The organism is Duncaniella sp. C9, assembly GCF_004803935.1.
Lineage (GTDB): Bacteria > Bacteroidota > Bacteroidia > Bacteroidales > Muribaculaceae > Duncaniella > Duncaniella muris.
In genome coordinates, this window is the sequence record NZ_CP039547.1 from 484,279 (window position 1) to 503,735 (window position 19,457).

Annotated in this window: 12 protein-coding genes and 1 pseudogene; 6 read left to right on the forward strand and 7 right to left on the reverse strand. The window is 53.5% G+C overall.

The window, feature by feature from the left end; translation table 11 throughout:
• Window positions 1-65 precede the first annotated feature (65 nt).
• Window positions 66-1,226: a hypothetical protein gene (locus E7745_RS01970; protein ID WP_136408196.1), complete on the forward strand. Its 1,161-nt coding sequence runs from the start codon at window positions 66-68 to the stop codon at window positions 1,224-1,226.
• A 61-nt stretch (window positions 1,227-1,287) separates the two neighbouring features.
• Complete coding sequence (gene tpx, locus E7745_RS01975) at window positions 1,288-1,797, forward strand: thiol peroxidase (RefSeq protein WP_107032177.1); 510 nt, start codon at window positions 1,288-1,290, stop codon at window positions 1,795-1,797.
• A 161-nt stretch (window positions 1,798-1,958) separates the two neighbouring features.
• On the opposite strand, the gene pelA is transcribed toward tpx, so the two are convergent.
• The 7 genes and pseudogenes from pelA to E7745_RS02005 all read right to left on the reverse strand — a co-directional run bounded on the left by pelA (window position 1,959) and on the right by E7745_RS02005 (window position 9,904).
• Entirely contained in the window at window positions 1,959-4,085 is a 2,127-nt protein-coding gene (gene pelA, locus E7745_RS14990) for a pectate lyase (RefSeq protein WP_240740417.1), read from the reverse strand.
• Window positions 4,086-4,448: 363 nt separating this feature from the next.
• A pseudogene (locus E7745_RS15220) lies at window positions 4,449-5,339 on the reverse strand (pectinesterase family protein); the annotation flags it as partial.
• A gap of 65 nt (window positions 5,340-5,404) precedes the next feature.
• Entirely contained in the window at window positions 5,405-6,157 is a 753-nt protein-coding gene (locus tag E7745_RS01985; protein ID WP_123397904.1) for a WecB/TagA/CpsF family glycosyltransferase, read from the reverse strand.
• Complete coding sequence (locus E7745_RS01990; RefSeq protein ID WP_240740355.1) at window positions 6,147-6,524, reverse strand: cupin domain-containing protein; 378 nt, start codon at window positions 6,522-6,524, stop codon at window positions 6,147-6,149. Before E7745_RS01990 ends, E7745_RS01985 begins: the two co-directional genes overlap by 11 nt.
• Window positions 6,497-7,492, reverse strand: coding sequence for an NAD-dependent epimerase/dehydratase family protein (locus tag E7745_RS01995; RefSeq protein WP_136408198.1), 996 nt, complete (start codon window positions 7,490-7,492; stop codon window positions 6,497-6,499). Before E7745_RS01995 ends, E7745_RS01990 begins: the two co-directional genes overlap by 28 nt.
• A gap of 9 nt (window positions 7,493-7,501) precedes the next feature.
• Window positions 7,502-8,569, reverse strand: a complete 1,068-nt coding sequence (locus E7745_RS02000) for a glycosyltransferase family 4 protein (RefSeq protein WP_136408199.1) — start codon at window positions 8,567-8,569, stop codon at window positions 7,502-7,504.
• A 783-nt stretch (window positions 8,570-9,352) separates the two neighbouring features.
• Window positions 9,353-9,904, reverse strand: coding sequence for a DJ-1 family glyoxalase III (locus E7745_RS02005; protein WP_136408200.1), 552 nt, complete (start codon window positions 9,902-9,904; stop codon window positions 9,353-9,355).
• 455 nt (window positions 9,905-10,359) lie between these two features.
• Here E7745_RS02005 and E7745_RS02010 point away from each other — a divergent pair, with 455 nt between their 5' ends.
• The 4 genes from E7745_RS02010 (at window position 10,360) to E7745_RS02025 (ending at window position 19,394) form a co-directional block, all read left to right on the forward strand.
• Window positions 10,360-11,373: an FAD:protein FMN transferase gene (locus E7745_RS02010; RefSeq protein ID WP_136408201.1), complete on the forward strand. Its 1,014-nt coding sequence runs from the start codon at window positions 10,360-10,362 to the stop codon at window positions 11,371-11,373.
• Window positions 11,374-12,712: 1,339 nt separating this feature from the next.
• A complete protein-coding gene (locus E7745_RS02015; protein WP_136408202.1) occupies window positions 12,713-14,809 on the forward strand; it encodes a prolyl oligopeptidase family protein in 2,097 nt (698 codons plus the stop codon).
• 39 nt (window positions 14,810-14,848) lie between these two features.
• Window positions 14,849-15,781 carry a hypothetical protein gene (locus E7745_RS02020; protein WP_136408203.1) on the forward strand — a complete coding sequence of 311 codons (933 nt, stop codon included), beginning with the start codon at window positions 14,849-14,851 and terminating at the stop codon, window positions 15,779-15,781.
• 361 nt (window positions 15,782-16,142) lie between these two features.
• Entirely contained in the window at window positions 16,143-19,394 is a 3,252-nt protein-coding gene (locus tag E7745_RS02025) for a glycoside hydrolase N-terminal domain-containing protein (RefSeq protein WP_136408204.1), read from the forward strand.
• Window positions 19,395-19,457: the final 63 nt, after the last annotated feature.

The window sequence follows — 19,457 nt, forward strand, 5'->3', positions numbered from 1 at the left end:
CGGCGCGACGTTTTTATAATGAACGTCAACTATTGTTTTTTATGAAAGGGATCGCAAGATTGTTAATGGTGTTAACAGCGTCATATCCCTTGGGCATATCCGCCCAGGGGATAGCTGATATTGTCTCAAAACTTGAATCAACAGGTTGCTACGAGTCACAGGCACGCTTCAGCGTCACACTTCCCCAGAGCGAAAACGATGTGGTCTACACCATCAGTCTCGCCTCTGCGCCGGCTCCGGCTGACCCGCTTGCTCCGTGCGACTATCTGACTGACTGGAGCCTTGAGACCCCTACAGGCACAGTCAACGGCTTCTCCGCCTACTTCAACGGCCATCACTACCGCTATCACAACGAACGCCTGCAGGAATACCACATGGAGTGGGACTCGATTCCCTTCATGCCGTCAGCACGCTCGGCCGGAGTGCAGGGAAGCGCCCAGTTCGCCGATCTCTACCCGGCCTTCATAGCCCGCGAACTCCGGAACATGGAAGCAGACCCGCGCTACAGCATCTCGGTAGCCGCTCCGGCAGTCTTCAACGGACGCAAGGCCATAAAGGTATCCACCACTCTTACCGTCAGTGATGTTGTGGCAAGCGAAAAAGACTTCATATTCGATGCAGAGACCATGCTCCCGCTGCGCATCGACACCGAAAGCAACCCCGGACAGATCACCGAGCAGACCATACTCGTCAGCTACAATTATCCGGCTGAGATGCACTGCCCGGAACTGTCAGACAGCTCCATGACAGCCCGCTACCCTGAGATCTTCGAAAAATATCGCGAAAACAACTTCCACATCGAGAATCTCGCAGGTGCTCCGATGCCCACTTTCACACTCCCCACCACTACAGGCGAGCGCTACACCCACCACCGGGGCGAGAAATTCGCGGCACCCACAGTAATAGTCCTCCTCGACCCGAACTCAGGCTTCAACTCCGAGATAGTAGAGGCTGTCCGCGGAGCCGCCGACTCACTCCCGAAGGCCTTAGACATCATCTGGGTCTTCAACTCGACAAACATTGATGCCATCGAAGCCGTGATACCCTCCATCCGCCCCGGAGAACATCTGCTGATGAACGGCAAATCGCTGACCCGCGACTGCGGCGTCACCTCTCTGCCGGTGATAATCATGACCGACAGCAACGGCACTGTCAAAAATGTCAACCTCGGACTCAACCGAGAGCTGCGGAATGTTGTTTTACAGACGATGGCCCTTGCCGACTGACAGAGTCACGGCTTTCCGCCTACAATAAACAAACGCAAAACTAAAAAAACAATATAAAGATATGGAAACCGTATTTTTCAAAGGACAACCCTGCCATACCTGCGGCACCGTTCCGTCAGTAGGCGAAACCGCACCCTGCTTCCACCTCTCAGGTCCGGATCTTTCACAGATGATCTGCACTGATTTTGCCGGAAAGCGCGTTGTGCTCAACATCTTTCCAAGCCTTGACACCGAAGTGTGCGCCATGAGTGTGCGCCGCTTCAACGAAGAAGCAGCCAGACTTGACGATGTGGTGGTCATCTGCGTCTCTATGGACCTGCCTTTCGCAATGGGCCGCTTCTGCACCATCGAGAATATCAAGAACGTGATGTTCGGCTCTGCTTTCCGCTCGCCTCTTTTCGGACAGAAATACGGTGTGCAGCTCGTTGACGGCCCATTGGCCGGACTGCTCACCCGCGCCGTCCTCATCCTCGATGAAAACCGCCGCGTGATCTTCCGCGACCTGGTGGAGGAAATCACTCATGAACCTGACTATGAAGCAGCTCTGAAAGTGCTTTCCGCAAAGGCATAGAAAGCACCGGACCGGCTCTAAAGAGTCAAAAGATATCACCGGGTGACTGTTCAACAGACATCACCCCCAAAAAAGCAATCACTCCCTGCAGCAGTTGATCCGCGCATACAGAGAGTGATTGTTTTTTTCTGTAGATATTACCGGGTGGTCAGGAGACCGCATCAATAGGCCACCACCTGCCAGAGGTCGCGGATGCGCTTTTCAGGATCCCACTTTCCATCAAAAGTCCACCGGGCAGTGACAGCATGAAACTCCGGAGAACCTTCGGCAGACGAGATATTGTCGGCCAACCAGCCGCTGTGACCGCCTTCGCGCACACAGCCGTAGTAGTAGACACGGTGTCCCCAGGGGCAGAGATCGAGATTCTTGCCCTCGGCAAGTTCCGGCTGCCGCTTGTAGGCATGATCGATATCTGAGTCAATGATGTTGCGCGACATACGGCAATTGAGGATCAGGAACTGCGAATCGTGGTGATAGCGACCGAGAGGCGTTGGCTTCAGGGCGTCGAATTCGGAGTTGGTCACAACGAATTTGTTGTTTATATCTCCGCGTCCGTCATGCCAGAGAATGGCGCGTGTGTCGCCGATAAAACGGCAGCGGGTGGCATAGCAGGTGCCACGCGGACAGATGAAATCCACTCCGGGACAGCGCAGATAGAGATCTGAGTGGTAATAGAGACCACCTCGGCCGTCTTCTCCCTTGCCCCAGAGCGAAAGCGCGTCATTGCCGTCGGAAATAATGTTGCTGTTTATGATTATGGTGCGTGTGGCTTTGCCGAATACGGCAAACTGGTGAGAGGTTGTGTTGGAGACCGTCGTGCCGTAATTATTGATGACCGTGAGGCCGCTTATCAGGCAGTCATCGGCCTTTTCAGTAAGACTGATGATGCCGCGCGGAGCTTTCTCGCCACGGAATTCACTGACCATCACTGAACCCTGGCCTTCGGCACCGACTATGATGCAGCTGTCACGCTGTTCGCCTACAAGAACTATGTTCGGGCGGTCAATGATCACCTTCTGATTGTAGAGGCCCTTGCGCACAAGAATCCTGTAAGGCTCCGAGCCGTTTTCAGGCGCTTTGTCAATGGCTGCCTGAATGCTCTCGCCACGGCTGACTATCGCATCGAAATGCGACTCCCTGACTTTAGGCTGCACTCCGAGGGTGAAAGTTCCGTTCTCGTTGGCACCCTTGGTCCGGAAGCTTATGCTGACCTTGTTCTGCGGATCATAGCGGTCGGCCCACTTGTCATAGAGATCGTAGAGTTCGGCCGGACGGTTGCCGAACCAGGCATAGCCGTTGCGGCGCTCGCTGCCTATGTCCTCAAGACTGCGGCGGGGAATCCCGTCACGGTCACAGACAAAAGGCACACAGTGGTCAAGATCGTAGTAACGCGCCCATATAGGCCCGGCAAGCGAATCCGAGGTGAGCACAGCATTCCACTTGCCGTTCTCCATAACCCTGCGGTAGCGCAGGCCTGTCAGTTTATACTTGTCAAACCAGGCCATAGCGGCATGCACTGCTGCTTTAACCTTTTTGTCAGGATCAGGGATTTCCATGAGCATCCTGACAATCCATGCGCTCTCCTGAGAGCAGTATGACGGCAGTTCATATGCGCGGGCAGGCGCAGGCTTAAGAGTCTCGCGGTCGTGTTGCTGACACCACACTGTCGCCACTCCGTCAGTGACGATTTGGGTTGCGAGAATACATTCCACTCCCTTATCAAAGGCCTTCTTCATTTTGTTTTTTCTCGTCCGATCGCAAAGATCGCCGCCGAAAGGTTCAAGGCCGAGACTGATATCGCGCAGCAGCACCATAGTGTTGACCATCGCATCATCATTGTAGGTGATATGAGGCTGATAGTCACGCTGCACGGGCCAGAACTGAGGCCAACCCCCGTTTTTATACTGTCCGGAAAGAAGATAATCCACTCCGGCGCGGAAGCCGGCGCGGTATCTCACATCGCCAGTGGCCTGATAGAGACGGGCGAGATAGATCATTTGGGTTGTGGTCGCGTCATTGTCGGTGGTCGAATCGTAGCGGCGCTCCTTGTTGGCAAGCACGGCGGCTTTTTCCTCCTGAGTCATCGGAGTGACCATGTCGATGTTCTTGGGCCATCCGCCGGTCACACGCTGCCAGAGCAGCACCTGATCACCGATGCGCCGGGCCTCGTCTGAACGGAGAAAGTCAGGGTCAGAGATGCGCAACATGCGTTTGGAATAGCGCGATCCCTTACCGACCTCTTTTGCACCACCGTCAGTGGCGGCGACAGCCTCTCCGAGACCGCCCATGAAGTTCGCGGCCCTCACTGACCAGCAGTCAGCCGAAGAGTCAGAACCGATATTGTAGACCGTATCGGTTGTAAAGGCCACTACTTTGCCATGACGACACACGGCATAGAGCAGAGCTTCGTCACTACCGGTCCATCTGAGCTGATTGTTTTTAACATGCACATTCTTTGGCAGTGGTGCGGCAGCTATAGCGGCATCAGGATTCCAGCCGTCGAGCACTGCGGTTTTGGTATATGAGCGTGCTTCGGCTTCTGTCAGCACCGGGCTGTTTGAGTGATCCTTTCCCTCGCGGTCCACATAGAGAGAGCGGCGTCCGGAAAGATCGAGGGCTTTGCCGGAGGTGAGGCAGGTATTGTATTCGGCGAAACGTGCCGGCCAGCCGCCGCTCATGTCGGCCCAGCCGTTATAGCCGCGCTTGTCTTTGGTGATGGGCGAGACATCGACCGTGGTGTTGATCCAGATAGCGGTCGGGGTGCCTTTGCCCCAGGGACGTCCGAGATAATATGTGACATCAGGTGTCTCGCTCTTTATGTAGCAGCTGTCCATCACATAGCCATACTTGCGCGGCACAGAGGGCACGGCCAGATAGCCTCCCTGGCCGCACTGCTGGAAAGTCACTCCGTCATAATAGACATCGCCTTTGCCGCAGATATAGTCAGTGCGGCCGCGGATGACTCCACCGTCAAAGTAGAAGCGGCCGTCTCTGTTATTGGAGACGTAGGTATCCTGATAGCCCCAGATGCAGATATTACGGGCTATGGTCTTGTCTGAGCGGTCATGGAGCACGATGTTGCGGCCTGTGTGGTCGGCCATGCCGCTTTTCATGGTCAGATCCTGAAGATAGGTGTCATGGGCGGGATATTCGATGATCAGCACATCGCCCTTGCCGATTCCCTCAAGCGGGCAAGAGGGACCGAATCCGTTGTCCCACGTGGCAGGAGGAGTGGTGTTGACAAGCACTGTCCCTTCACGGCTCTCGCCGATAATGGAGACATTAGGGGTTTTGAGCCATGAACGCGGATCGCCATATTCCTTGCCGTCACCGCCGGTGGTCTTTCCTGCTGTCGGGATCACATAGTCACCGTCCATCAGGAATATGCGGAACCGCGCTGTGGTGTCAGCGCGGTTATTGGCGGCTTCAATAGCCTCGCGGAAAGAACCGTCGCGCGGAACCACGAAGTCATAAAGTTTCTTCCCGGCGGCATCGGCACTGAAAGCAAGAGCCAAAGCCGCCACTAAAGGAAATAATCTCATAAATAAGTAATTCTTAGATTTAGAGGTGTTTAATTCCAAATGTGAAGACAAATCAGATCCGAACCCTATCTCAGGCTTCTGACCTTACGGCGCTCTTCCCTTATGAGTCTGGGAAGGATGCGGATGAATCCCCAGTATCTGGGAATGTTCTTTTTAGGCTGTTCAAATGCCCTGTAGAGCCACTCCAGCCTCATCCGGAGCATCAGTTTCGGAGCGCGGCGCACCTCTCCCACTCCGGCATTGAAGTTGAAAATGGCACCATAGCCGAACATCACGCCTCTTTTGAGATAGGGTTTCAGACGGGCCATGAACATCTCCTGCTTGGGAGCTCCGAGGCTCACCCATATGATGTCAGGATTGTCGGCATTGATCATGGCGGCGATCCCTTCATAGTCAAAATCATCGACGCTGCGAAACGGGAGGGTTTCGAAGCGCATACCGGCAATGGCAGGGTCAATCTCCGAGAGATTCTTCCTGAGCCCGTCAAGCACCTCGCGGGTATTGCCGAGGAAGAACTGGCGGAAACGCTTCATCTTTATATATTTGATAAAGATGTCGGCCCCGATGTAGCTGTCGATCGGCTCCTTGTGAATCCATGCAAGTATCTTGGCCAGCACACTTCCGTCACAGTTGTTGACGAGCGCGCCGTTGAGCACTTCAAGGAATTCCGGATTGCGGTTGGCCACGGTCAGATTGTTAGCCTCGACCGAGCAGCTGTAGCCGGTCTCGCCGGTCTCTATGGCCTTGAAGATCTTCCGGTCAAGGGCATCGCGGTCAAACTCGATCCTTACGTTGAAATATTTTTTCTCACTTGTCATAAGCAATCCCTATAGTCATAAATTTCATTTCAGTCAGCGCCTGCAGTTCGTGAAGCGATCCGGCGCCCACAAGGAGATAATCGCCCGGACGGCATTCATAGCTTTGGCCATCGACGGTCATCAGCCCTTCTCCCTCTATGAAGAGATAGTGCTCGTCCATAGTCGGATGACGGTGGCTTCCGGCTTTCTCTCCGGTCCGGAAGGTGGTGACGGCTATCTGGGTGACCGCGCTCCGGGTCTCTCCGGCCGAGAGGAGCACTTTCTTCAGTCCGACCGCATGGGCCGTCGGAGCAGCCTCGATCTCAGACAGACGGCGGTAAACAGTCTTTGCGCCGTCCATCACTTGCCGAGGCGCTGTCTGATCCATTCATACTGCTGGCGCAGTCCGTCCTCAAGGCTGACTTTCGGTTCCCAGCCGAGTATCTCGCGGGCTTTCGAATAGTCGGCGCTGCGGGCCTTGTCGCCCTCCGGCTTTGAGGTGTCGTAAAACGGTGTGATCTCTTTACCGCTGATTCTGATCACAGTCTCGGCAATCTCGGCTATAGAGGTGCACACCGAGGGACCTACCTGAATCCAGCCGTGGCCCCAGCCTTTTTCAAGCGCGAGCATCAAGGCGCTGACCACATCGTCGACATGTATGAACGCGCGGCCCTGCTTGCCGCTGCCCCAGACGTTGAACTCCTCCTCCGGATAGTTGATGGCCTTGCGTATGAGAGCCGGAATCACCTGGCTGCGCGCTCCGAAATCGCAGGGCGAGCCGTAGACATTGTGAAACTGCAGTGTGCAGCACGGAATTCCGGTTTCTTTTTCTATATAACCTATCTCAAGCTGCCCTACGAGTTTGCTCCAGCCATAGGCCGATTCCGGAAGGGCCGGGAAGAGTTCGTCTTCGCGCAGAGGCACTACGTCAAGCGAGTTCTGGCGCGTCAGCGGATAGCTGCATGCCGTGCCGACGTAGATGAGGCCCTTTATCCGGTCCTTTCCGGCCTTGCGCACAGAGTGAAAAAGATTGGTGTTGATCAGATTGTTCTGACGGAAAAGGTCGCCCTGATTGCCGAACACGTAGTCAATGCCGGCCACAATGTCGGCCAGATGGATCACGTATTCATTGGCGCTGACAATCGAGTCGACCTCCGGGCTTTCTTTCGAGAGGTCTATGCAGTGGAAACGTGAGGACGTGTCAATCACCGGCTTACCGTCGGGCCCGTCAAGATATTCAAGTTTCCCTCTCCAGAGATTGTCAATGACTGTCACATCGTGACCTTCGGCAACGAGTCGCTTCACGAGATTGCTGCCTATCATACCGCAGCCTCCGGTAACAAGTATCTTACTCATACATCTGTTTTATTCCTGCCGCAGCAGAGAGTCATAGATCTCTCCAAGCCGGCGGCCTATAGTTTCAATATTAAAATCTTCATCCGCAAGGCGTAGTGACTCCACCTTCATCCGCTCGCGCAGACCACTGTCTGACATCAGTTTCTCAAGTTGCCCGGCAAGAGCCTCGCAGTCGCCCGGCTCAAAGAGCAGAGCCTCGCGGCCGTCAGTCACGATGTCGGGCAGACCTCCGACAGGAGTGGCCACAACCGGCAACCCGTAGGCCCATGCCTCCAGCACCGCCATAGGGAATCCCTCGGCATAGCTTGGAAGGCAGAACACCGAAGCTTTGCGAAAAAGACGGTCCTTGGTCTCGCCTGCCACCCATCCTGTGAACTCGACCTGAGATGCAATGCCTAATTCTCCGGCCAAAGCATTCGCATGGTAAATCTCACCGCTTCCGGCAAACACCAGTTTCCAGTCAGGGAAACGCGGTGCTATGCGAGCGAAGGCCCTTATCAGTTCCGCATAGCCTTTACGTCTGTTTAGCACTCCGGCGTAAAGTATTCTTCGGTATTCGACTGATGCATCCGCAATGCCGTCCTTGTCGATTTGCGGGCAGGGATTATAAAGGACAGTCATTTTGCCCCGGAGATCAAAGACGGAACCCACAAGCCGTTCCCATGTGGGTGACAGCAACAACAGCCGATCAGATTTTCCGAAGAGTTTCCTGTAGACTTCCTTGTATGAACTTTCGATGGTCGACTGCATATCAAAGGCGTGAAAATGCACCACCACCTTTTTACGGGCAAGAAGCGCCAATCGGGCAAACAGCCATTTGCGTCTTGCCGACGGGGGCTCGCTGGTGTGGATATGGACTATCCGACACCAGGGGAGAAAGCAGAGATACTGCGTCATGCCTGCTGCAAGATAAGCAAGCTTGGTCAGCATCGAACCGCTGCGGTGAGTAGGAATCCAGCGGCAACGGTGTTCCCGCCATTGGCGTGTACGCTCATGGGCCATCACCACAGAGGAGATCCCTCCGTGACTATGGCGCGAGGTGGCAAGCACCAATACATCCGGCATTTTGAATTTCATTCCTAAAGATACTCTCGATTAAGAGGTTGCTTAAAAACAATAGTTAAAATCCGAGCAAAAGTCCTGAGGAGAAAAGGCTTAAAAAGCAAACTATGGCATCTGATCAGTGTTAACTGATATTAAAACGCTTTACCCTACACTTATATTGCATGGCATCAGCAGGTAATCGCACTGAGAGGTCGTTTAAAAACAATAGTTAAAATCTGAGTGGTGTATATTTTAGATAAATTATTGCAAATGAGGAAGGAGCCATATCCACTTCAAAACTTTCGCTCAGATTTTAACTATTGTTTCTAAACGACCTCTGAAAAATTTTGGGGCCGGCTTCATTCACATGGAGCCGGCCCGATGGGTTCAATTGTGTGCTCTGCCTGAGAGCTACACATGGTCAGGATTTAAGGCGATTCTACAGATTCATACCAATTGTGTATTGTTCATCAATTTTCTTTACCTTTCTCTATACCATCATATCTATCATCTTAATATTGCTCTTATCTATCTTCTTTTCTGTAGCCGTTAATCCCGGATGACGAAACCCGAAGGTGTTATCACCCGGCCGCAAATTTACAAAAAGAAACCAATCTACCAAAATAAAATTTCAAATTTTATAATTTTAATTTCGAAACGAAACCACAATCTTACTTCACTAAATCTGCAATCGCAACCATCATTCTGTGTTACAATCAATTAAAAAAAGAAACCCGATCTGTCTGGTGTGACGGATCGGGCTGTAAGACGGCATTCCGGAAAGCTGGAGCCAAGAGGCTATCAAAAAAACAACCTCTAAAGCAGCAGTCCGGCAGCTACTTCGTCGGCCTTGGCCTGCGAGTCAAGAGCCTTGATGATTGAAAGCGCGAAAGGAATTGCTGATGACGGCCCGTTGGCGGTGATGACATCGCGGTCCACAACCACACGCTGGTTCTTGTGGCGGGCACCTCCGGCTGCCAGACCTTCCTCGAATCCGGGATAGCAGGTGGCATCATAGCCGTCTATGATTCCGAGCGGCGCGAGCACCACAGCCGGAGCGGCGCAGATAGCAGCAATCTTGCCTCCGCGTTCATGCTGGGCTGAAAGCAGTTCACACACTCGCGCATTGGCAGCCAGATTTGACGCTCCTGGCATACCGCCGGGGCAGATAAGCATCCGCGCTTCCGGCTCACAATCGGCAAGCATCGTATCGGCAGCCACTTCTATGCCGTGGGCGCCTCTTACTGCAAGAGTCTTGTTGATCGACACGGTTTCGACTTCCACTCCGGCACGGCGCAGAAGATCGACAGTGGCAAGGGCTTCGACTTCCTCAAAGCCGTCAGCGAGGAAAAGATAAGTCTTTTTCATAAGCAGCTCTTATTTAGAGGGTGTTTCATAACAATAGTTAAAATCTGAGCGAAAGATTTGAGATGGATATGGCTCTGAATTGAAGGAGCATAGCGAGCTATGTGACTGAAATGAAGAGCCATAGCCACTCAAAGCTTTCGGAGGCGATTGTATTGTTTTTTTGTAAATAGTATATTCCATTTGTGAAAATTTTTAAGTTACCTGAGCCTTGGTGTCTCTTTTGCTAAATTGTTGAAGTTCGTCAGTCGCATAGCTCGCTATGCTTCTTCCTCCCTTGCAACAATTTATCTAAAAGATACACCACTCAGATTTTAACTCTTGTTATGAAACACCCTCTTATATTATATATTATGTATTGATGATTATATCCGGCTATTGAGAAACACACGGGGAAGACAAATTTATTGATTATTTTTAGATTCTTTGTAATTTTGAAGAAAATTTACCACTTATTCATGAAAACCATAAGCCGCTACTGCGCCGTCATACTCCCGATTGTATCCGTCATACTCAGCCTTGCAAGTTGTCAGGGAGGGAAATCCTACCGCACACTTCAGGGAGGAGTGTGGAACACCACCTATAATATAAGCTACTGCGCCGACCGCGATCTGCAGGATTCGGTCATAGCCGTGATGCGCCGGGTTGAGCTATCGCTCTCGCCCTTCTGCGACAGCTCTCTGATCTCGCGCATCAACCGAGGCGAAGACCTTACCGCCGACTCCATGCTCAGGCGCATATTCCTTGCCTCTGTCCGGGTCAACGCCGAAAGTTCCGGCGCATTCGACCCTACTGTGGCCCCGCTTGTCAACCTCTGGGGCTTCGGCTACCGCAAGACAGGCATTGAGCCCTCGCAGCAGGCCATTGACAGCATTATGCCCCTGGTCGGCATCGCGGCCTGCGCCATCGACTCCGCAGGCCACATCCGCAAGAAGTCACCGCAGACCGAATTCAACTTCTCGGCCATCACCAAGGGCTACGGCTGTGACCTTGTAGGCGAGATGCTGCGGCGCAACGGCTGCACCGACTATATGGTCGAAATCGGAGGCGAGATCGCACTCGCCGGTAAAAATCCGCGCGGTGACAAGTGGCACATCATGGTCGACGCCCCGGTTGAAAACGACAGCGCCGTGGTCCACGAACGTATGACCGTCATCGGTCTGACCGACGCCGGAATCGCCACCTCAGGCAACTACCGCAACTTCAAGACCACATCGGCAGGGCGAATCTGGCACACTATAAGTCCGGTCAGCGGCAGTCCGGCCCACACAGATCTGCTCTCCGCCACCGTGATAGCTCCCAATGCCATGCTTGCCGATGCCTATGCCACCTCATGCATGGCCATGAACTCCCGCGAGGCACTCGCCATGCTCGAACGGCTCGACGGTGTGGAGGGTCTGCTCGTCACCCTCAACCCTGCTGATTCAAGTTTCGTAGCCTCCGCCACCTCCGGATTTCCCGCCGGAAAATAGCGAATCAGCGATTTTAAGATTACTTAACATTGTTAATTAACATTTGCAAATCAGCTGACAGAGCACCTTTTTAGCCCGATTTTATGTTAAACAACATATTTTTATAGCATAAATTCAGAAATTTAATCTAACTTTGCACCGGGTTTAAGCGTATATAGTACAGAAGCGCCTCTCAAGAGGACGCACAGAATAAATAAATTAGAGCAACTATATTTTAAGATTGTTTTTAGGTTCAATTTAAATTTCTGCAACTATGACCAACATGCTTAAGGTTCTCAGAGCAGATGTCAACAACATCTTCCGCTCACTCGGCTCAAGTGACAGTTTCCGTGTCACCGGTGACTGTACCATCCGTATCAACGAAGAGACCAAGTAGAAAGATCGCTCTGAAGCAGAGTTTTTTCGGAAGCGCCACCTCACCGCGCATTCCACAATCAATTAACCCATGTATGTTAAACTTTTAAAATGAACACATTATGAAAGTAACAAAAATGGTAAAAAAAGCCATCGAGTGGTATTGCGAATCAGCAGCCCTCATGTATCACCCCGACCACAACAACGATCGCCGAGAAATCTGGTAATCGTAGAGTGCGGAGTGATACCCCTCCTCACTCCGAGGGACATTGAACGTCACTGTCAGAGGACAGAACAAAGCGTTCAGATTCGTTCCCACCGCAACACCGTCTGATAATCAAGCAATTATCGAAAGGACACACGAAAAAAATACACGAAGCGACCCCGAAAGTCACATTTCCGGGGTCGCTTTTTTTGTGTGAGTAACCACTCACACAAAAAAAGAAAACTTCCGACAAGCTGCCGGGCGAATTGTCATTGTTCCCCTTTCGGGGCTTTCGCAACAATGATGTTGCAAAGGTAAGAGGGTGTTTCATAACAAGAGTTAAAATCTGAGTGGTGATCTTTTAGATAAATTGTTGCAAGGGAGGAAGAAGCATAGCGAGCTATGCGACTGACGAGCTTCAACAATTTAGCAAAAGAGACACCAAGGCTTAAGTAACTTAAAAATTTACACAAATGGAATATTCCATTTACAAAAAGACAATACAATCATCTCCGAAAGCTTTGAGTGGCTATGACTCTTCATTTCAGTCACATAGCTCGCTATGCTCCTTCAACTCAGAGCCATATCCATCTCAAATCTCTCGCTCAGATTTTAACTATTGTTATGAAACACCCTCTAAAAAAGTCAAATGTAGGGTGTAAGATTAAAAATTAAGTCGTACTTTTGCGGAAAGGCTATACAAGAAGCCTCATTTTTTCAATCAAATCATTATCTCCCCAAAGCACCATGTCACTTTCCCGTAATTTAGCTTACGCCACTATGACAACCTTGGCTTTAGGCACATTAGCCGGATGCTCCAATCAGAAACAGCTCGCTTATCCGGCAGCCCCGTCTGACAACACAGTCGACACGATCTTCGGCATGACAGTACCTGATCCCTACCGTCCGCTCGAAAACGACACCGCAGCCGAAACCCTCCGCTGGGTCGAAGCCGAGAACAAGGTGACCGAAGACTACCTCTCGAAAATCCCATTCCGTTCGAAAATCAACTCCCGCTTGACCGAACTCAACAACTACGTCAAGCGCGGCATGACCTATCGGGAACATGACGGCATGTTCTATTTCTTCGAAAACGACGGCCTGAAGAACCAGTCGGTGCTCTACCGCAAACCCACCGTTGACAGCACCGAGCGCGAAGTCTTCCTCGACCCCAATACCCTGAGCGATGACGGCACAGTGGCCCTCACAGGAGTCTTCCAGTCAAAAGACGGCAAATACACAGCCTACACCATCAGCCGCAGCGGTTCAGACTGGACCGAAATCTTCGTGATGGACACAAAGACCAAAGAACTCCTTCCTGACCACATACTCTGGGGCAAGTTCACCGATGCTTCCTGGGACGGTGACGGCTTCTACTACAGCGCCTACCCCGTGCCGGAAGAAGGAAAGGAATTCTCCAACGCCAACCAGAACCACCTCGTCTACTATCACAAGCTCGGCACTCCCCAGAGCGAAGACACCATAGCGTTCAGCGACCCGCAGCACCCATTCCACTTCCACAGAGCACAGGTGGCCGAATCGCAGCCTGTGACCTTCGTTCACATCGGAGGTGCCGGTGTGGGCGATGCGCTTAAAGTGCGCAAAAACGGTGTCTGGACCGACATGCTCCCCTCTCAGGACTATAACAATAGTGTCATCGATGTAATCGACAACAAAATCTACATCGTAACCTCCTACGGCGCTCCCAAAAACCGCCTAATGGTGGCCGATCTCGCCAACCCGTCTGTTGAAAACTGGAAAGAGCTCGTCCCCGAAGCCGACGGAGTGCTCACCGGCGCGCAGTTCTCAGGCGACAAACTCTTCCTCACCTATGAAAAAGATGCAGCCAACCAGGTGGCCATCTATGACATGAACGGCAAGAAGGAGGCAGACGTAAAGCTTCCCGGCTACGGATCGGTATCAGTCTACACCGAACGCAAGCATCCCGGCGAAGTCTACTACAGCTTCTCATCATTCACAGCTCCCGCCGCACAGTATGCCTATGACATGGCAACCGGCGAAAGCAAACTCATCTTCCAGGCCGAGATCAACGGCGTGGACCTGGGCGAATACGTCACAGAACAGGTGTTCTATCCCTCGGCTGACGGCACAAAAGTCCCCATGTTCCTCACCTACAAGAAAGGCCTTGAGCGCAACGGCAAGAATCCCGTCTATCTCTATGGCTACGGAGGCTTCAACGTCTCGCTGACTCCCGGCTTCTCGGCCAACCGCCTCTTCCTCCTCGAAAACGGCGTGATCTACGCCCAGGCCAACCTGCGCGGCGGCTCGGAATACGGCGAGGAATGGCATCAGGCCGGAACCAAGATGAACAAGCTCAACGTGTTCAACGACTTCATCGCAGCAGCCGAATATCTCGTCAAGGAAGGCTGGACATCTCCTGACTTCCTCACCATAGAAGGCGGCAGCAACGGCGGTCTTCTCGTGGGAGCCTCAGTCAACATGCGCCCCGACCTCTTCAAGGTAGCCATTCCACGTGTAGGCGTGATGGACATGATGCGCTACCACCTCTTCACCATCGGCTGGAACTGGGCTTCGGACTACGGCACAAGCGCCGACTCGCCCGAAATGGCAAAATATCTCCTTGACTACTCGCCCCTCCACGCCATACGCAACGACGGCACTCCTTATCCGGCTATCCTTGTCACCACGGCCGATCATGACGACCGTGTGGTGCCCGCCCATTCCTTCAAATATGCCGCCGCCCTCCAGGCCGCCGACACCGGTGACGCTCCCAAACTCATCCGCATCGACTCAAAGGCCGGCCACGGAGCGGGCAAACCCATAGCCAAAGTGCTCGAAGAGTACACCGACATGTATTCTTTCATGTTCGAAAACCTCGGAATCGAGCCTAAATAAACCGAACCCATTCACACCTCTCCGAGGATCCAACACTTGATGAAACCACTGAACCGGCTCCCGCTTTTCATAACCGCAACATTACTCTCCATAGCACTTCACAGCTGCTTCACAGGCGTGGAATACACACCTAAAGTCTCGGAGCGCGATGTGCGGCGCGAAAACATAGTTTCCACTCCGGAGGACACCTTTCTGGCCAACGTGGCCGACAGCCCCCTCCCGGAGTGGAAGCCGGGGAAAAGGTTTTTCGTCACGGACGACAAAATCCGTCTCATCTTCGGAGCAACCGCCACGCCCTATGATTCGCTCGGAGGAAGCACCATCGAGTTTCTTGACGTGCATGAAGCCCCCTCGATAGTCGGCACTTCTGTGACCGACCTGACATTCGTTGCCCCTGACGGACGCCGCTTCGTCTACCGCATCAACCGGCCGCTTGCATCAGTCATGAACCAGGAAAACCTGCATGTGCCATTTACCATCCAGGAGAGCCTGGTAAACTCGGCCGACTCTCTGCTCCGGGGCAAAAAACTCTATGTCATGACCCGCACCTGGCGCGACGACGCCGACAACTCGGTCAGCGGACGCCAGTTTGTAGAGATCCGCGTCGACTCCGTGACTCCCGGCAACGACATCTACCCGATCAAGGTCTCTTTCACTGATCTTCTCGGCAACTCGGCCCGTATCTTCCTCCATCCCGGCCCACGCGGCCACACCCCACGCTCCTTCCCGGTATTCTTCTCTTTCACTGACCCGCGCCTGAAATATCCCGCCATCAGCGATGCCGTTTGGGAAAATATCATCAACGGCCGCGTGGCCCTCGAAATGACCCGCGAGGAATGCCGCCTTGCCCTCGGTGCACCACACGAAGTGGACCGCGGAGCCGACAATTCCTATCTGCGCGAAGTCTGGCTCTACGAAAACGGCATCTACCTCGTGTTTGAAGACGGACTCCTCAAACGTTTCCGCCGCTGATCCCAAGGTCTGACAGACCTCTCCGCTCTCTCTCCTCTCCCCGCTCTACACCTGACCTCCTCTCTCGTTCAACTGCAAACCGACAACCCGCCTGACATTCTTACCTTAAGAGGGTGTTTCATAACAAGAGTCAAAATCTGAGTGGTGTATCTTTTAGATAAATTGTTGCAAGGGAGGAAGAAGCATAGCGAGCTATGCGACTGACGAGCTTCAACAATTTAGCAAAAGAGACACCAAGGCTCAGGTAACTTAAAATTTTTTACAAATGGAATATCCTATTTCCAAAAAGACAATACAATCGCCTCCGAAAGTTTTTAACTGTTGTTATGAAACACCCTCTAAATTATAATCAATCCTTCTCATGTTTCTACGCTATTACCTATTTTTGCTATTCACATTGCTACTCTCGTCAACATCGCTTGCGCAAGAAGACGTAATCATCGTCAAGCAAGGCACCTGGAACGTTGATCCTACCGAAGCCGGCCGCCTATACCCGACGGGCAACAGCCAGTATGTCGGCAACATTACCGACGGCCACCTGTGGGCCTTGGAATATCAGGGGACAACCTATAATCCGGAAGGCTGGGAAGACTACTACAACAAGTCGCCCCTCAACAAGACTTTCACATTCAAGAAAAACGCCTCCGGATCATTGCAGACAGGTCAGACCGGCCAGAAATACAAGCTCCGCGCCACTCTCTCGGCCGACAAGAGCTCGATCGACCTGGAATTCCTCGTCCCCGACCCCCCAAGACCCATCACCACCACCATAGACTCAAAAAACATCACCCTCATAGATGACAGCGGAATAGCATCAGCCACGTTCACCTGCAACAGAACCTTAAACCGAAACAAAAAAGACATCACAATCGGCGCACTCTCTTTCGAGGGGCAGACCTACGGCATCGCAGAGCAGCCATCATTCACAGACTCACCTGATTCGCAGAGCCGCACACTCCGCCTCACCCCCGGCACAAACGCAGGCATCACACTCTCGGTCATCGGCTACTACACTCTGTCTGTCCGCACAGTCAATGGAGTTCCCGTAGAGCTTACTGTCCGCAAACTCGCCGCCGATGAAGAACCGAACACCCCGCTTTCCGCAACCTTCCCCGAAGCCATGCTCGGATGCTCCAATGCTCTGCCATACATCCCTGATGAACCGCTGACCCTTTGGTCAAACGAAGAGGGCTATGGCAGAAACCCCGTCGATGTAGGCAATTACGGAGCCAATTACAGCAATGTTTTCCTCCTTGGCAACGGAAGCCTCGGCATAGCCACCGAATGCAACCAGTCGGAAGGCATACTCATAAACGAGAAAACTAACTATGACTCCAACCCCGACCCTGACCACAAATATGTAAACACCGGCACCTACTGTCCGATCGGCGCACTCAAGATTACACGCGGCGGCGAAAGCCCGGCCCACGGAAGCACCTTCCTGCGCCAGCTCGACCTGACAACAGCCGTGGCCTCGGCCATGAACCGCTGGACAGCAAGCGGAAAAGAAAAAATCTACACCCGCGAATATCTCGTCAGCCGCGCCAATGACGTCGGAGTGCTCCACTTCACCACCAACGGCGAGGTCAAACTCAACTACTCTTTCGAATCAAGCATAGCCGGCAGCGGCTCTGAAGGTCTCGTCTCTGCAACCTCCGGCAACACCTCCAACTGCCGAATACGTTTCAACCTCACCTTCAAAGTGATTCAGAAAGGCGGCTCGCTGACCACCTCAGGCAGCACCGTAAGCGTGACCGATGCCGATGAGATCACCGTGGTCTTCGGCGTAGGCACAAACTATGACATCGACTCGCCCACCTTCTACTCCGGCGAGAGCGACAACCGTCTTGCCGAGCGCGTCCGCTCAACCGTAGAAAGCGCCGCGGCCCTCGGATGGCAAGCTCTATATGACAATCACATAGCTGAATACAGCCCCCTCTTCAACGCCGCCCGCTTCGAACTGGCCGAAGCCACAAACAACGCCCCGACCTCACTGCTCAAACAGCACTACGAAGGCGCTTTCACAGCCACAGCCGCTGACTCCGACGACCGGACCCGAATGATCGACATGCTCCTCTTCGCAATGGGCCGCTACCTCAACCTCGCCTCCTCACGCGGCGATCTCGCCCTCCCCAGCAACCTCCAGGGCATCTGGGCCAACCAAAGCCCGCAATGGAACTGCGACTTCCACGCCAACATCAACCTCCAGATGAACTACTGGGCCGCGGAAAACACCAACATCTCCTCAGCCCACATGCCCTTCCTCAACTACCTCAAAAAGATGGCGGCCACACAGTGGAAAGGCTATGCCGACAAACTCGTGGCAGGCACAGGCGGATGGACCCACCACTTCGCCACCAACACCTTCGGGGCATCAGGCGTCTACAACGGCGAATACACCGAAGCAGCCGCCTGGAACTGCACCCACATCTGGCAGCACTATCTCTACACACAGGACCGCCAGTTCCTCGCCGACTTCTTCGACACCCTCTACGGAGCCGCCCGCTTCTACTTCGGCTATCTGCGTGACACCGACGGCGACGGACTTCTCGAAATCCCCAACAACTACTCGCCCGAACTTGCCGGAGGCACATCTGTGGCAGTCCACGCCCAGCAACTCGTCTATCAGCACCTCTGCAACACCCGCGATGCGGCCGTCATCCTCGGCAAGACTGCTGAAGCCGCCAACTGCCAGTCATATATCGACCGCATGTACAACGGCATCGACATTGTCAACGGCGAACAGTGCGAATGGAAAGGAGCCCTCACCTCCGAGCCGACCCATCGTCACCTCTCCCACCTGATGTGTCTCTACCCACTGGGCCAGGTATCGCCCTATGACAGCGACCCCACTAACTTCAATGGTTCCTACAAGGCCCTGCTCAAACGCGCCGATGCCGACGGCGGTGAAGACGCCGCATGGAACACAGCATGGAAAATGTGCTGCTACGCCCGCTCGCTCAAAGGAGACCTCGCCCTGCGTCAGCTCGCCTACGGAATGGCTGAACGTATCACCCCCGACCTCCGCACCACCTGCAAACACACCTTCCAGATCGAAGGCGGAGCAGGCATCTCGGCCGCGATCGGCGAAATGCTCCTGCAGAGCTACTCCGGCACCCTCGACATTCTCCCCGCCCTCCCCTCCACATGGCCCACTGGCTCTGTCAAAGGACTCAAGGCCGAAGGCAACTTCACTGTCGACATCTCATGGGAAGAAGGAGAGATCACAGAGATCCGCATCGCCGACGGCCTGAACCAAGCCATCCGCGAAGGCGGTGTGCAGCTCCGCATCCATGCCGCCAACATGTCGGACAACGGCATCTATATCGACGGCAAACCCTATCAGAGCCGTTCATCAGCCCTGCTCTATGAACCCCGGACTGACAGCTACCTGCTGACAATCCCCGCCGGCACTCCCAACAACGCCTCAATAACACTCGGCGCCTCCACCACAACCGGAATCGACACTCCTGAGCTCGGCACCCCTGACAGCGAAGCGCCCGTCAGACTCTTCGACCTCCAGGGCTGTCCGGTCAGCGGAGATCCGCAGCCGGGCATCTACATCCGCCGCCAGGGCAACTCCGTCAGCAAAATCCTCATAGGCGGCTGCTGACAGCCGTTGAACTCCGCAGGGCGCGTCAGCGTTATAGTTGCAGTACTCATTGACAAAAACAGG